The following is a 14,942-nucleotide window of genomic DNA, read 5'->3' as shown; positions in this document are numbered from 1 at the left end:
ACGTCGAGCCATGACTCATCCGCTATTGGACCACGTCCCGACAAAGCACGCTGGGTCATCCCGCAACCAGGCCCCGGCCAGTGGCATGAACGCCGGTATGGCGTACTGCTGGCGCATGCGTGTCGTCATGCAATGCATATCAAGGGAAGCGGCCGGAGCACGGCCGCGTAAGGGGCCCGCTACTCCATCCCCGCATGCGCGCCGAACCACGCCGCCGCGGACAGGTTCAACTCCGCCAGCACCTCGGGCGTCAGTGCCTCGAAACCGTCCGGCGCCTCCATGGCGGTAGCAAGCGACGCCGAGTCGGCACGCTCGTCGGCGGCCGAGGCGATCTTCAGCAGCGCGCCCAGCGCCCCACTATGCTCGACGATCGCATCGCGGATCTGCGACGCCAACCCCAGCTTGTCGAGCGCCTCGGCAGGCGTCGTCCCCAGCACCACGTGCACCAGCGAAAAAATCCCGGTCATGAACGCGGCGTCCGCAAAGTCCTCGTCCGACGGACGCAGCCAGCGCGCCGCCAGTTCCATGAAACGCGAGCGGGTGCCGGCCAGTTGCACGAGCGGATCGGAGCGCCACGGCAGGTCGCCGCCGTCCGCATAGAGCAGCAGTTGGGCCCAGCGCGCAATCTGCCGCGTGCCAGTGGCGATAATCGCTTCGCGCAGCGAGGCGATATTGCGCCCGAGACCGAACGCGCTCGAATTGACGAGACGCAGCAACTGCACCACGACGTTCGGGTTGAGCTTCAACTCCGCCTCGAGCTCGATAATGCCGGCGTCGCTGGCAAGCAACGCCAGCAGGCGCAGCAGCGCCTGGCGCGACGAGCGGTTGCGCGGCGCGGTCAGCACCTGCGGGCGAGCGAAGAAGTATCCCTGGAACAGATGGAAGCCGAGATCGCGCGCCAGCGCAAAGTCTTCCCGCGTCTCGACCTTCTCGGCAATCAGCGTCTTGCCCTCGGCGCGCACCGCAGCGGCCAGCTTCGGCAGGGCCTCGCGGGGTGTCACCAGAAAATCGATCTTGACGATATCGGTATGCGGCAGCACGGAGCGTAATCCCTCCGTCAGTTCGCTGACGTCGTCGAGCGCCACCTGGAAGCCGGCACGGCGCAGCTCGCCGAGCCGCCGCACGAGTTGCGCATCGAAACTGACCGTCTCGAGAATTTCGAGCACGAAGCGCTCGGGCGACATCAGGTGCACGATGTCGTCGAACAACAGGTCGCGGCCGATGTTCACATAGCCGCGGTGATGGCCAAGCACCGCCGAAACGCCGATCCCGCCGATCGTGCGCGCCACCACCTGAGCGGTCGCCTGCGCATCGTCGCTGACTTCGGCATAGTTGTGCGCACCGGCGCGGAACAGCAGTTCGTAGGCGTTCAGCGCGCCGCTGCGGTCGAGAATCGGCTGGCGTCCCAGATAGACAAAAGGCGCCTCAGCCGCCACCTGAGCGTCCTGGGCGGATTGTGCAAGCACCTTGACGTGCCCGGGCTTGGACCGGGCAGAGAACGGATCAGACATGGCTCATCGGTGCATGAATTCAGAAAGGCTGCTCAACGGACGCGGTTTGCCACGGCCGCTTCGAGGTCAGGCTTGCTATCAATAACGGACAGCCAACCGCGCCACTTTAACTGAATCCGCAAGGCATCGGTCGGGCACCGGAAGCGTCAATCATTACATTGAGTTTTTTTACCGTAACTTTTGCAGTAACCGCTAAAGATTTTGCCAAATAGGTCGTTATCTCGTTCTGATAGGCGGCTTCATACCTCCCGGCCATCCGTGCCGGGCCGGCGGAAGTGAGCCGTACCGCCTGCAGACGAACACAGGTTGCCAGCGAGAAACATGGAAGCGAACAGGATCACCGCGCCCCGCCGGGGCTCCTTGCGCACGGTCATTGACCGGGTCCGTGCGTTAGGCCGCCGCGCGGACGGCTTACCCCAGCCGAGCGCCAGCCGCTCGCCCCTCGAGCAGGCCGTCGGTGCGGTCGACCTGCTGGCCCACGTCGACCGGGAGTTGCACTTCCTCTACGTGTCCGAGGCGAGCCTGCGCTTTATCGGCTACCACCGCGAATATTTGCAAACCATCACCCTGCACGACCTGGTCGCCCCCGCCGACATCGAACGCCTCGACACGCTGCTGGCCCGCGCGTCGGCCACCGGCGGCGTCGAAAAAACCACGCTCGACCTGATCAAGTCGCTGACCTACCCGGTCACCGTCGAGTTGCGCGTCGTGCGCAGCAGCCATAACGGCATCGAAGGCTTCGCAATTGCCGGCTTCGACGTCTCCGCCTGGCGCGCCACCGAAGAGCGCCTCACGCACGCGCTGCATCACGACCGCCTGACGGGCCTCGCCAATCAGTCCGCGCTGGTGCCGGCCCTGCTCGACGCCCAGCAGCAAGCCGACGCGCACGGTACGCCCGCCGCCCTGCTGCTGCTCGACATCGACGATTACCAGCGCGTGAACCGCGCGCTCGGCTACGACGCCGGCGACGAGATGCTGCGCGACACGGCGCGCCGGCTGTCCAATACCGCGACCCAGGGCGAAAAGATCGCCCGGGTGGCGAGCGACGAGTTCGCCATCCTGGTGCCGGCGGCGGCGAGCCGCACCGACGCTGTCGCCGCCGCCGAAGCGCTGGCCCGGCGCCTGCTCACCGCGATCCAGCAACCGTACGTGTTCAAGGGCCAGCAGGTGCACCTGTCGGCGAGCATCGGCATTGCGCTCTATCCCGACGTGCATCACGCCAACGACACCGCCGCGCGCGACAATCACCTGCTGCGCTGGGCCGACCATGCCCTGCTGCAGGCCAAGGCGGCCGGCGGCAACACGCTGGCGTTCTACGTGCCGGACGACAACCCGGCCGACGCCGAACGCCTGAAGCTGGAAGCCGACCTCTACGACGGCGTGCGCAACGGCGAGTTCTCGCTGCACTTCCAGCCCATCACCAGCAGCCAGAGCCACGGCGTGGTGGGAGTCGAGGCGCTGATCCGCTGGCTGCATCCGGTGCATGGACTGGTGCCGCCGTCAATGTTCATTCCGCTCGCGGAGTCCGTCGGCCTCATCAACTACCTCGGCAACTGGGTGCTCAAGATCGCCTGCATGCAGTTGATCCAGTGGGACGCCCGCGGCATCAAGCTCCAGTACGTCGCGGTCAACGTGTCGCCGCAGCAGTTCCGCGACCCGCGTTTCAAGGACAGCGTGCACGAAGCGATCGCGCTGACCGGGATCGACCCGCGCCGCCTCGTGTTCGAGATCACCGAAAGCCTGCTGATGCACGACCCGGCGCATGCCAAGGGGCTGCTCGAAGACCTGACCGCCATGGGCATCCGGTTTGCGGTCGACGACTTCGGCACCGGCTACTCGAGTCTCGCGTACCTGCAACGATTCCCGCTCGCCAAGCTGAAGATCGACCGGAGTTTTGTCGAGAATCTGCTAACCTCCCGGAACGATCAGGCAATCGTTAGCGCGGTCGTCGGTCTTGCGCAGACACTCGACCTGGAACTGGTCGCGGAAGGCGTGGAAACCGAAGCACAGCGCACGCTCCTGACCGAGATGGGATGCGATCATATTCAGGGCTGGCTCGTCTGCAAGGCGTTGCCATCCGAGGAACTGGCGCAGCGCTTCGAGGCGCGCACCTTGCATCTGCACGAAGCGGCCTGATGCAGCCCCGGCAGAACAGGCGTTTGCGCATCGCACACCGGCTTCGCGCCGGTCTGCCACTCACTGGAACAGGTATGGCTTTAGCGGGATTCACATGGTAAAGGCAGCGGTGCTCGACAGGCTCTGGTCTCGAATGAGCGAGCGCGGCGATTTCCCCATGCTGTCGCAATCGCTGCGCACAACCATGGCTGCAATGAACAACGACGATCTCGACTTCTCGGGTCTCGTGCAGGTCGTGCTGTCGGATTTTGCGTTGACCCAGAAGGTGCTGCGCCTCGCCAACTCGGCGATGTACATGGCCTTCGGCGGCAATATCACCACCGTGTCGCGCGCCCTGATGGTGCTCGGCATGGACGCGGTCGGTCACCTCGTGGTCGGCCTGAAGATCGTTGATCACTTCCATCACAGCGTGCCGCGCCGGATCGACGCGAAGCTCGAACTGAACCGCACCCTGCTGTCGGGCTGTGTGGCCCGCAAGCTCACCGAGCGCGGCGACCTGCGCGCCGGCGAAGAAGCGGTGGTCTGCACGCTGATGCGGCAGATCGGCAAGCTGCTGGTGGTGTTCTATCTCGACACCGAATGGGATCAGATCCGCCGCCAGATCGAAACCAATGTCGACGAAGCGGAGGCCTGCGCCGCCGTGCTCGGCGTCACCTTCGACGAGATCGGCGCGGAAGCCGCGGTACGCTGGCGCCTGCCGGAGATGATCCGCGCCGGCATGGGCGAGTTCGACCCGCATGACACCGACGAGCCGAAGCAGGTGCTGTGGCTGCGCGCCATCACCAACTACTCCACCGACGTCGCGAGCGTCCTGACCACGCCGAACATGCCCGACTGGCAGCGCGAGGCGCGCATCGCCGAGCTCGCGCTCCGCTACGGCCGGGCCCTGAACACCGACCCGGACGTGCTGGTGGAGATGAGCGTCGCGCTCGCCCGCGAAGAAGACGGCGAAGGCGTGATGCGCGAGATTGTCGAGCTGCGCGCCAACGCCGATGCGATCGCCCGCGAAGCGCTCGACCCCGAGGCGCGCATCAGCGCGGGCGTCGAAGATCTGCGCGCGCTGAAATCCGATAGTGCGCTCTCGGCCGCGCTCGCGCTCGCGTCCGAAACGGTGCATGCGGGTCTCGGCTTCGCGCGCACCGTGATGTTCGTGCGGCACAGCAGCGGCATGTTCAAGGCGCGCATGGGCTTCGGTCCGAAGATCGAGGCTGCGTTGCCGGGTCTGTCGTTCAATACGGCGTTCGAGCCCGACGTGTTTCATCTCGCCATTGCCAACTCGGTGGGCATCTTTATAGAAAATGCCCGCGACCCGAAGATGGTGGCGCGCCTGCCGGAGTGGTTCCGGCGCAGCTTCGCCGATACCCGTTCGTTCGTGCTGCTGCCGGTGATGGGCGAAAATCAGTCGACCGTCGCGCTGCTGTATGGCGACTGGTGCCAGGCCGACGAGGCGCGGCGGATTTCGCAGGGAGAGATGGCGGCCTTGAATGAACTGGCGCGGGAGTTAGGGCGTTTTTTTTCCCACGCGCCGATGCAGGAGATGGAGATGCTGTGAAGGGGTAAGCAGCCCGGTCACCACCGGACTGCAGCGCCGCGCACCGAAACCCGGACGCGGCCCCCTTCGCTGGACTGCCGGAGCGAATCCTCCGGGTCAGTCCTCCGAGATTAATCCTCCCGGGTTAATCCTCGATACGCTCCAAGCCTTTTGCCTCGGCGCTGCGATCTGCAACGCCTGCCCACGCCGCCGCGGCCAGCCCAAGCTCCGCGACTTCGCTCACCGTCAACGGCGCGAGCCGCACGCATGCGGCTTCGATCTCCGTCCACGCCCCGCGCTCGAGCGCATCCACGGCGGACAACAGCAAGCCCAGCACACCTTCGCGGTGCAGGATCGCCGCCTGGATCGGCTTCGACAAGGTCAGCACGTTGAGCGTGTTTTCCAGCGAACCGCCGAACACCGCATCCACGAACGAAAACACCCCGGTCAGGAATGCCGCATCGGCTTCGTCGCGGCCGGCTTCCGGCAGGCGCAGCACGGCCAGTTCCATGAAGCGCGCGCGAGTGGCGGCCAGTTGCAGCAAGGGATCGTCTTCCAGCGCGACCTTGCGGCCGTCCGCATACAGCAGCAGTTGCGTCCAGCGGGCAATCCGGTTCGTGCCGGTCGCGTTGATCGCCTCGCGCAGCGTCGTCACCTTGTGGCCGACCGCGAGGCCGCTCGAATTGGCCAGCTTCATCAGGTGCATCACCAGCACCGGGTTCAGCTTCAGTTCGGCTTCGAGTTGCGCGACCGTCGGGTCGCCGGCCAGCAACTGCAGCAGGTTCAGCAACGCGTGACGCGGCGCACTCACGCGCCGCAGCGTCGCGGTGTGAGCACGGGCAAAGAAATAACCCTGAAACTTGTCGAAGCCCAGATTGAGCGCGGTTTCGAAATCCGTTTGGATGTCGATGCCCGCCGCAATCAGCAACTTGCCCGCCGACTTCAGCACGGTGGCGAGCTTCGGCAGCAAGGCCCGCGAGATCTGCGGGAAATCGATCTTCACGCCCTCGGCATACGGCAGCAGACGGGCGAAGGTGTCGTTGGGGATGACCACGGCGTCGAGCACGAAGCGGTAACGCCGCGCGTGCAGCACGACGATGCGCGCAATCAGGGCATCGTCCACTTCGATATCGGGCTGGATTTCGAACATGAAGCGCTCGGCCGGCACGAGTTCGAGCGCGTCGTCGAACAGCATCTCGCGGCTCACGTCCAGATAACCGGGGTGACCGGCCAGCGCGCCGCGCACACCTGAATTCAGCAGTGCGCGGACCACCGACTGCGTCAACGAAAGCACGACGGCGGCGCCTGGTTGCGGCGCCTCGGCGGTATTCGCGTTCGCGTCCGCAGGCCTGGCCGGCGCATGGGCCGCGCCCTCGCCTGCCGGCGCTTCAGGCACGCAATGCAGCTTGAGTTCGAAGCCGCACAGCATGCCGTCCCGATCGAGAATCGGCTGACGGGCGAAACAGGCCTTGACTGGTACGCCGTCCGTCCCGCCGGATGTCGCGCCGCCCCGGTTAGGATCGTCGACTTCGTTGCTGGTCATTCCACTCCCCCGATAAGCGCCCTGCGCTCACTGCTGTTTTCTGTTCTGGCATGCGGCGTGATCGCGTCCGAAATTAGACCCGGAACACGGCTGCAAACGCCGTACGACGCCGCTTTACGACGTTTGACAATTTTAGCGCAGGCCGCTGGGCTCAGGCGTGACAAGCCGTCATTTTCCAAAAATATTCAATTCTCAATTCGACGCTGCCGGCAAGCGGCGAATCGACGATACTCTTGTGCAGTGCAGAAGTCAGAAGCGTTCCAACCCGCGTTTAACCACCAAGGAAAAACCATGGATGTCAAAAGCGTGCTGTCCAATGCCTTCGCCATGCCGATTACGAGCCCGGCGTTCCCGATCGGCCCCTACCGGTTCATCAACCGCGAATTTCTGATCATCACCTACCGCACCGACCCGGACAAACTGCGCGCCGTTGTGCCCGAGCCGCTGCAGGTGGGCGAGCCGCTAGTGCATTACGAATTCATCCGCATGCCCGATTCGACCGGCTTCGGCGACTACACGGAGAGCGGCCAGGTGATTCCGGTCTCCTACAACGGTGTCGCCGGCAGCTATACGCTGGCCATGTATCTCGACGACCATCCGCCCATCGCCGGCGGCCGCGAACTGTGGGGCTTTCCGAAGAAGCTGGCCAAGCCGGTACTCGAAGTGCATACCGACACGCTGGTCGGCACGCTCGACTACGGTCCCGTGCGCATCGCCACCGGCACGATGGGCTACAAGCATCGCCAGCTCGATCTCGTGCAGCAGAAGAAGCGTCTGGAAGCGCCGAACTTCCTGCTGAAGGTCGTGCCGCACGTCGACGGTTCGCCGCGCGTCTGCGAACTGGTCCGCTATTACCTGCAGGATATCGACCTCAAGGGCGCATGGACCGGCCCCGCCTCGCTGCAACTTTCGCCCCATGCGCTGGCGCCGGTTGCCGAATTGCCGGTACTCGAGATTGTCGAAGCCCGCCACCTGCTCGCGGATTTGACGCTCGGCCTTGGTGAAGTCGCGTTCGATTATCTGAAGTAGTCTGAATCCGCAAAACGCGGACACATCAAAAGCAGCGGCCGACGTGCCCATCCGCTGCCGCCGCAAACGAAACCGGCCGCATCAGCGGCCGGCTTCGATCCATCCTGCAGCTTGTGAGCGGCGCATACGCGCGCCGCCTTGCAAGCGGGTCACCTCGTGACGCGTAATGCCTGCATCGTTACTTCAGCACGACCTTGACGCTGAAGTACTTCGCCGCAAAGCGGTCGATCGTACCGTCCGCCTTCAGCTCCTTGAGCGCCTCGTTGAGCGCGTCCTTCAGCGCCTTGTCACCCTTGCGGATACCAAAGCCGACGCCGCCGCCCAGCAGCTTCGCGTCGCTGACCGGTGGGCCGGCGAATTCGAAGCCCGCACCTTGCGGACGGGTCAGGAAGCCCTTCGACGCGGCTTCAGCGTCCTGGAACGCGGCATCCAGACGACCCGAGGCCAGGTCGGCGTAGATCTGGTCCTGCGTCTGATACGGCACGACGTCGACACCGGCCGGCGCCCAGATAGCCTTGGCGTAGGTCTCCTGGATCGTGCCTTGCAGCACGCCCACGTGCTTGCCCTTCAGCGATGCCGGCGTCGGCAGCAGGCCGCTGCCCTTCTTCGCGATCATCTGGTTGGGGATCGTGTAAATCGGATCGGTGAAGTCGATCGCTTCGCGGCGCTGCTCGGTGATGGTCATGTCCGAGTTGATCGCGTTGAACTTGCGGGCCTGCAACGCGGGGATCAGGCCGTCGAACGAGTTCTCGACCCACACGCATTTCGCCTTGAGCTTGGCGCACACCGCATTGCCGATATCGATGTCGAAGCCTTGCAGTTCACCGGCCGGCGTCTTCGATTCGAACGGAGCATAGGACGCTTCGACGCCAAAGCGGATTTCCTTGATGTCGGCTGCCGATGCGCTGCCTGCTGCTGCGGTTGCCGACGCAAAAACTGCCAGCGCGGCCATGTTTCGCCAATTCATTTTCATTCGGTGTCTTCCTCTTCTACTGGTATGAAATCAAACAGAGTTGAATCTGCGCTGCATGACTGCAGCGCCGAAGCTGCGATTCAAACTCACGCGGCCGACGTGGTGCAGCGCAGCCGCCGCGAGGGCGGGATTGTACAGGGTCGGCGGGTGGACGCGGCTCGCTCAGGCAAGCTCAGGCAAGCGCGGCCAGCGTTTCCTCGGTCGTCTCCACCACCAGCAAACCGGCGCGCAAGCCAGGCTTCACGGTGGGATTCGGAAACACGATGCGCTCTTGCGCATGACGCACGGCATATCGGTACTCGCCATCGCGTGCAAGCAAGGTGCCCTGCTCGTACGGCGTGAAATTCGCCACGTCCGCGGCGATCAGCATTTCGAAGGCGTCGCTTTGCTTGGTGATCTGGTCGATCACGGTGAACACGCGCGGCAGCGGCGCCGCCGCATCGCCTTCGACACCCGCCAGCAGGTGACGCAGCGCCTTGTCCGTCCCCGCGAAACGCGTCAGATCGTTCTGGCCGAACGGCCGCACCTTACCAAGTTCGAGCGTGCAGGCCTCAGCGCCACACGCATGCGCGGTGAAATGCGAATACGTGTTGCCTTTCGTGGTGTGCAGCAGCACGGCGGCAATGGAGGCATCGCGCAACCATTCGAACATCGCGCGCGACAGCGGCGCACCGGTATGCGGCAGCAGCGCGAACTGCTCGAACACCGACGCACGGATGGCCGTATGCATGTCGATATGCCAGCGCGCGCCGGGCGCATACGAGCTGCCGGCGAAGAACTGCGTCGCCGCGCGTTCCAGGGCCACCGCACGCGGCGCTTCGTGACTGTGCGGCACCTGGGCATGCCGGCCGCTGAAGAGGCGGTTCAGGTCGTCGTCGAGATAGCGGCACGCGCCGCGCATCGCCTCGACGTTGCCGAGGATCACCAGCAGACGGCAGACCAGCGTCGCCTGCCCTGCTGCGATATCGCGCACCAGTCGCGAGAGCAATTCGATCGGCGCGGTTTCATCGCCGTGCACGCCGGCCGAAGCGAGCACGCTGCGCACGTCCGCCGCTGCAGCCGCAGCCGGTTCGAGTTGCAGGATGCCGTCGTCCAGCCACGTCCACCGCACGCCGTTGTCGCAGACGCCGTGCGCGTCACCTTCTACCGGACGCGTGCCGGCCAGCGTATACGCGAGAAAATCGCTCAGTAGCGCGCTCATGCCGGCCTCAGCGCTGGAAGTCATAGAGCGAACCCAGGCCGAGAATCTGCGTCAGTTCGTCGAGCGCCGTGCGCGATTCGCGCAGCAGGCTCGGATCGGTCAGGTCGGCTGGCGCGAGACGATCGCGGTAGTGCTTTTCGATCCATGCATCGAGGTGGCCGAACAGCGCGTCGTTGATCCATACGCCAGGCGTCACCGCGGCGCGTTCCGCCTCGCTCAGCACCACCCGCAGACGCAGGCACGCCGGGCCGCCGCCATTCTTCATGCTCTCGCGCAGATCGAACACCAGCACGTCGTCGATCGGGCCGCTACGCGAGGTCAGGCTATCCAGATACGCGGCGACGCGCGCGTTCTCGCGGCATTCCTGCGGCACCACCAGCACCTGCTTGCCGTCGGGACGCGTCAGCAACTGGCTGTTGAACAGATACGACGTGACGGCATCCGACACGCTCACTTGCGCGTCCGGCACTTCGATCACGTCGAACTTCGCATCGAGCTGGGTGAGCTTCGCGCGCAGATCGTCGTACACCGCTTTCTGCTCGACGAACGCGAGTTCATGGCAAAACAGCGTGTTGCGATTGCCGACCGCGATCACGTCGTTGTGGAACACGCCTGCGTCGATCACGTCGGGATTTTGCTGCGCGTAGACCGTAGTTGCTTCAGCAAGACCATGACGCTGCGCCACCGCGCGGCTCGCCTCGAAGGTCTGCCGCGCCGGAAAGCGCTTCGGCTCCGGTCCGCGACGATATTCGCTGCGGCCGTAAACGAAGAATTCCACGCCACGTGCGCCATATTCCGCGCAGAAGCGCGTGTGATTGGCCGCGCCTTCGTCGCCGAGCGCCGGCGTGCCGGGCAGCGCTTCATGCACGGCGAAACGGTCGCGGTCCGCGAAGATCGCGCGCAGCGTGCCGCGCGTCGATTCGTGTTCGATCGCGCGGTGCAGCTTGCTGCACAGATTGGCTGGCGTGAAATGCACGCGGCCGTCGTGCGTGTCGGCGGAGGGGCTGACCGTGGCCGCATTCGCGGTCCACATCGCCGAGGCGGAACTGGCTGCGGCGAGCAGTTCGGGCGCATCCCTCGCGACCCGTGCGATAACCGTGGCGTCGTCGCCGGAAAAGCCGAGCTCGCGCAACAGACGCATCGACGGCCGCTCCTGCGGCGGCAGCACGCCCTGATGAAAACCGAGGTCGGCAAGCTGCTTCATCTTGCGCAGCCCCTGCTTCGCAGCGGCCTTCGGATTGGCGACGGACTTCTCGTTGTTCTGCGACGCGACGTTGCCGAACGACAGGCCGGCGTAGTTGTGCGTCGGGCCGACGAGCCCGTCGAAATTGGCTTCAGTGGCTTGCATCGTCGATCCTCAGAAATGAAGGCCCGGCGACACGCTCGCGGGCATTTGCAGTTGCGCGCTTTCGACGGAGGCCATCGGATACGCGCAGTAGTCGGCTGCGTAATACGCGCTCGGACGGTTGTTGCCCGAGCGTCCCGTGCCGCCGAACGGCGCCGCGGACGACGCGCCGTTGGTCGGCCGGTTCCAGTTGACGATGCCGGCGCGAATCGCGCGCTGGAAATGCGTCCACAGCGTTTCGTCGTCGGCGAGCAGGCCGGCGGACAGGCCGAATTCGGTGTCGTTGGCGCGCTCGATGGCGTCGTTAAAGTTAGCATAACGGACGATCTGCGCCAGCGGCCCGAAGTGCTCTTCGTCGGGCAGATCCTGCAGGCCGGTGACGTCGAGAATGGCCGGCGTCACAAAGCCGAGTTGCGGGTCGCGCTGCTCCATCGTCAACAGCGACTTCGCACCGGCTTCGAGCAACTGCGCCTGCGCCTGAACGAGGCGTTGCGCGGCACGCGCCGAGATCACCGCGCCCATGAACGGCTGCGGTTCGGCGTTGTATTCGCCCACCGCGATACGTGAGGTCACCTCCGCGAGGCGCTCAATAAAGCGGTCGCCGAACGCGTCGTTCGGCACGAAAATACGGCGTGCGCAGGTGCAGCGCTGCCCCGCCGACAGAAACGCCGACTGAATCGTGTGATGCACGGCGGCATCGAGATCCGCCACCGGTCCGATGACGAGCGGATTGTTGCCGCCCATCTCCAGCGCCAGCACGATCTCCGGACGGCCGCCGAACTGCTTGTGCAGCAGCGTGCCGGTGTCCGAACTGCCGGTGAAGAACAGACCGTCGATCTGGCGATGATTCGCCAACGCAATGCCGGTGTCCTTCTCGCCTTGCACGAGGTTCAGCACGCCCGCCGGCAAGCCGGCTTCGCGCCACACTTCGACGGTCGCACGCGCCACGCCGGGCGCCAGTTCCGACGGCTTGAACACGACCGCGTTGCCCGCAATCAGCGCCGGCACGATGTGCCCGTTCGGCAGATGGCCCGGGAAGTTGTACGGCCCGAACACGGCCACCACACCATGCGGACGATGCCGCAATACCGCCGTGCCGTCGGCCATCGGCGCACGCTTTTCGCCGGTGCGCTCGTTGTAGGCCTGAATCGAAATCTCGACCTTGGCCGCCATCGACGCGACTTCCGTGCGCGCTTCCCAGAGCGGCTTGCCGGTTTCGCGGCCGATCGCTTCGGCCAGCGCTTCCTTGCGCTCGGTCAGCAGCGCGGCGAAGCGGCGCACGATCCCGCAGCGCTCATCGAGGCTCAACGCCGACCACATTGCAAACGCACGGCGCGCGCTGCGCACGGCGCGGTCGACGTCGTCCGCGGAGGCGCTATGACCTTCCCATACCGTCGCGCCCGTACCGGGGTTGCGCGAGGCGAATACGTGTCCTGTGCCGGCGGCCCATTCGCCGTCGATGAAAAGCTCGGTCATGATCATCCTTGTTTGTGTTTCAACGGCAGCACCCGCACCGGGTCGCCTGCCTTCACGTCGAGTGCCGCGGCTTCTTCGACCGTCAGACGGAACACGCCGTCCTGCGGCACGCCCGCGGCGGCGCCGACGCGGAAATCGCCCAGCGAAGTATTCGACACCAGCGACTTCGGCCCATCCTGCGGCGCGGGCGCGGCGCCCGGCGCGAGGATCTCGACCGGCACCACCACGCTCTCGCGCACCGTGCGCAAGTCGGCGATATGGCATTCCAGCACCGGACCCGCATCGAAGATATCGACGTGGTTCTCGTAGCGCAGTCCTTCGGATTCGAGCATGCGGCGCGCGGGAATCGTGTCGTTGTGCGTGAGGCCCACGCAGTCCTGCGCCTCCTGCGGCAACAGTTCGACATAGACCGGATAGCGCGGCATCAGCTCGGCGAGGAAGGCCTTGCGGCCATGCGAGCTCAGATAATCCGCGGCGTTGAAATCGATCTGGTAGAAATGCGAGCCGACCGCGCGCCAGAACGGCGAGGTGCCGTTGGCATCGAAGTGGCCGCGCAACTCCGCACACAGGCGCTGCGGAAACCGCTCGCGGAACTGCGCGAGGAACATGAAACGCGAGCGCGACAGCAGACCGCCCACCCCGCTCGTGCGATAGCGCGGGCTCAGGAACAGCGAGCACACTTCGGCATAGCCGGTCAGATCGTGCGAAATGTTGAGCGCGCGCATCCGTGTCCAGATGCCGAGGTCCTGGCTCGCATGCACGACCGTGCTCACGCGATAGTTGTAGAACGGCTGCTCCAGGCCCACCGCGGTTTCAATGCCGCACACGCCCGCCACGTCGCCGGTTGCCGTATCTTCCATCACGAAGAAATAGCCGGCTTCATGCGGCTCGGCCTGGTCTTCCATCGTGCGGCGCGAGCGCGCGACGCGCGCCGCGAGCGCATCGCGATCCGGCTTGAAGGTGGTGAGACCGGGACCGGTCTCCTGAGCGAGCGCGACGAGCGCGTCCACATCGCCCGTCTGCACGACGCGAACGACGATCATTGTGCTTCTCCCGAAAGGTCATCCGGCTGTGCTTCCTGCCGATGCAGCGGCACGCAGCGCACCGCGTCGCCGTCCTGCACGCCGAGCGCCGCGCGCACGGCGTGCGGCAAGGGTGCGCCGCCCTTCTTCTCAGCAGGCAGATCGGCCAGCACGCAGCGGAACTCGCCCGTGCGGTTGCTGGCGATCAGATAAGTGGCGCCAAGCTGGGCGCCGCCGGCCTCATGCACCGCACGCGTTTCGTTGCGCGTGACACAGGCGCTGCGGTCGATCTGCGCCGTCAGCACCGGACCCGCATCGAAGATATCGACGAAGCGGTCCGTCTCGAAGCCTTCTTCGAGGTGGATCTCATACGCGAGCAAGGCCTTTTCATCCGGCTCGCCCAGCACGCGCTGCGCCGACTCCGGCAGCAGCGGTACGTAGACCGGATAGCTCGGCATCACTTCGGCGATAAAGGTGCGGCTGCGGCCGCCCGATTCGATTTCGATGTCGGCAAAGTTGCGGCCGAAAAACTTGCGGCCCACCGCTTCCCAGAACGGCGACACGCCCTCGTCGTCCGTCACGCCCAGCAGCAGCGAGAACACCTCGGAGGTGAAGCGCTTGCGATTCGCGGCGATATACATCATGCGAGCGCGCGACATCAGATGCGCGGCGGCGTCGCCACGCAGCGACGGGTCGATATAGAAACCGGCCAGCCGGCTCTTGCCGGTGAGTTCGTGCGACATGGTCAGCGCGTGAATCTTGCGGTTCACATGCAGCTCGCGCGAGGCATGAATCAGCGCGTCGTTGCGAAACGCGTAGAACGGTTCCGAGTAACCGGCGGCCGCGACGATGCTCGCGGTGCCCAGCAACTTGCCGGTCTCGCTGTCTTCGAGCACGAACAGATAGAACTCCTCGCCCGGGAAATCGACTTCCGCGCGAAACGAATCTTCCGACAGCGCGACGCGCGCTTCGAGGGCACGGCGGTCATGCGGCAGCGAGTGCAGCACGGGTTGAGCCGTGCGCGCCATGTGTTCGAGCGCATCGAGATCGGCGAGGCGGCCGGGGCGTACGAAGAGCATCGTCGTTCCAGTGGTGAGTGAGGGTTCAAGCGGTGAAGCAAGCATTGATACCTACGCGGCGTGATGCGGCGCGCTGTTCGCCGGGCACAGCACGCC

At 65.2% G+C, this 14,942-nt stretch carries 11 protein-coding genes; 3 read left to right on the top strand and 8 right to left on the bottom strand.

Going from position 1 to position 14,942, the window contains the following annotated elements; translation table 11 throughout:
- Positions 1 to 179: 179 nt before the first annotated feature.
- Complete coding sequence (locus BUS12_RS18480; protein ID WP_074298061.1) at positions 180 to 1,511, bottom strand: EAL and HDOD domain-containing protein; 1,332 nt, start codon at positions 1,509 to 1,511, stop codon at positions 180 to 182.
- Between the two features lie 321 nt (positions 1,512 to 1,832).
- Here BUS12_RS18480 and BUS12_RS18475 point away from each other — a divergent pair, with 321 nt between their 5' ends.
- The gene (locus BUS12_RS18475; protein ID WP_074298059.1) at positions 1,833 to 3,647 is read left to right on the top strand and encodes a putative bifunctional diguanylate cyclase/phosphodiesterase; all 1,815 of its coding nucleotides are present in this window, start codon (positions 1,833 to 1,835) and stop codon (positions 3,645 to 3,647) included.
- Between the two features lie 94 nt (positions 3,648 to 3,741).
- A complete protein-coding gene (locus tag BUS12_RS18470; protein WP_074298057.1) occupies positions 3,742 to 5,199 on the top strand; it encodes an HDOD domain-containing protein in 1,458 nt (485 codons plus the stop codon).
- 124 nt (positions 5,200 to 5,323) lie between these two features.
- Here the strand turns inward: BUS12_RS18470 and BUS12_RS18465 are convergent, their stop codons facing one another.
- Entirely contained in the window at positions 5,324 to 6,721 is a 1,398-nt protein-coding gene (locus tag BUS12_RS18465) for an EAL and HDOD domain-containing protein (RefSeq protein ID WP_074298055.1), read from the bottom strand.
- Positions 6,722 to 7,012: 291 nt separating this feature from the next.
- Between BUS12_RS18465 and BUS12_RS18460 the strand changes: the two genes are divergently transcribed.
- Complete coding sequence (locus BUS12_RS18460) at positions 7,013 to 7,750, top strand: acetoacetate decarboxylase (protein WP_074298053.1); 738 nt, start codon at positions 7,013 to 7,015, stop codon at positions 7,748 to 7,750.
- 178 nt (positions 7,751 to 7,928) lie between these two features.
- On the opposite strand, the gene BUS12_RS18455 is transcribed toward BUS12_RS18460, so the two are convergent.
- The 6 genes from BUS12_RS18455 to aruF form a co-directional block, all read right to left on the bottom strand.
- Entirely contained in the window at positions 7,929 to 8,723 is a 795-nt protein-coding gene (locus BUS12_RS18455) for an ABC transporter substrate-binding protein (protein ID WP_074298051.1), read from the bottom strand.
- A gap of 172 nt (positions 8,724 to 8,895) precedes the next feature.
- Entirely contained in the window at positions 8,896 to 9,948 is a 1,053-nt protein-coding gene (gene astE / locus BUS12_RS18450) for a succinylglutamate desuccinylase (protein ID WP_074298049.1), read from the bottom strand.
- Positions 9,932 to 11,272 carry an N-succinylarginine dihydrolase gene (astB, locus tag BUS12_RS18445; RefSeq protein WP_074298047.1) on the bottom strand — a complete coding sequence of 447 codons (1,341 nt, stop codon included), beginning with the start codon at positions 11,270 to 11,272 and terminating at the stop codon, positions 9,932 to 9,934. The genes astE and astB overlap by 17 nt, the downstream gene beginning before the upstream one ends.
- A gap of 9 nt (positions 11,273 to 11,281) precedes the next feature.
- The gene (gene astD / locus BUS12_RS18440) at positions 11,282 to 12,745 is read right to left on the bottom strand and encodes a succinylglutamate-semialdehyde dehydrogenase (protein WP_074301571.1); all 1,464 of its coding nucleotides are present in this window, start codon (positions 12,743 to 12,745) and stop codon (positions 11,282 to 11,284) included.
- A gap of 2 nt (positions 12,746 to 12,747) precedes the next feature.
- A complete protein-coding gene (astA, locus tag BUS12_RS18435; RefSeq protein ID WP_074298045.1) occupies positions 12,748 to 13,788 on the bottom strand; it encodes an arginine N-succinyltransferase in 1,041 nt (346 codons plus the stop codon).
- Positions 13,785 to 14,846, bottom strand: coding sequence for an arginine/ornithine succinyltransferase subunit alpha (gene aruF / locus BUS12_RS18430; RefSeq protein WP_074298044.1), 1,062 nt, complete (start codon positions 14,844 to 14,846; stop codon positions 13,785 to 13,787). The genes astA and aruF overlap by 4 nt, the downstream gene beginning before the upstream one ends.
- Positions 14,847 to 14,942: the final 96 nt, after the last annotated feature.

Source organism: Paraburkholderia phenazinium (assembly GCF_900142845.1).
Classification (GTDB): domain Bacteria; phylum Pseudomonadota; class Gammaproteobacteria; order Burkholderiales; family Burkholderiaceae; genus Paraburkholderia; species Paraburkholderia phenazinium_A.
Note: the sequence above shows the minus strand (reverse complement) of the source record. Positions and strands in the feature narration are given on the sequence as shown.

Coding starts and splice junctions, on each gene's coding strand:
- BUS12_RS18475 (WP_074298059.1), top strand. CDS start 1,833: ATGGAAGCGAACAGGATCACCGCGCCCCGCCGGGGCTCCTTGCGCACG.
- astE (WP_074298049.1), bottom strand. CDS start 9,948: ATGACTTCCAGCGCTGAGGCCGGCATGAGCGCGCTACTGAGCGATTTT.
- astD (WP_074301571.1), bottom strand. CDS start 12,745: ATGACCGAGCTTTTCATCGACGGCGAATGGGCCGCCGGCACAGGACAC.
- BUS12_RS18460 (WP_074298053.1), top strand. CDS start 7,013: ATGGATGTCAAAAGCGTGCTGTCCAATGCCTTCGCCATGCCGATTACG.
- BUS12_RS18480 (WP_074298061.1), bottom strand. CDS start 1,511: ATGTCTGATCCGTTCTCTGCCCGGTCCAAGCCCGGGCACGTCAAGGTG.
- BUS12_RS18470 (WP_074298057.1), top strand. CDS start 3,742: ATGGTAAAGGCAGCGGTGCTCGACAGGCTCTGGTCTCGAATGAGCGAG.
- BUS12_RS18455 (WP_074298051.1), bottom strand. CDS start 8,723: ATGAAAATGAATTGGCGAAACATGGCCGCGCTGGCAGTTTTTGCGTCG.
- astB (WP_074298047.1), bottom strand. CDS start 11,272: ATGCAAGCCACTGAAGCCAATTTCGACGGGCTCGTCGGCCCGACGCAC.
- aruF (WP_074298044.1), bottom strand. CDS start 14,846: ATGCTCTTCGTACGCCCCGGCCGCCTCGCCGATCTCGATGCGCTCGAA.
- BUS12_RS18465 (WP_074298055.1), bottom strand. CDS start 6,721: ATGACCAGCAACGAAGTCGACGATCCTAACCGGGGCGGCGCGACATCC.
- astA (WP_074298045.1), bottom strand. CDS start 13,788: ATGATCGTCGTTCGCGTCGTGCAGACGGGCGATGTGGACGCGCTCGTC.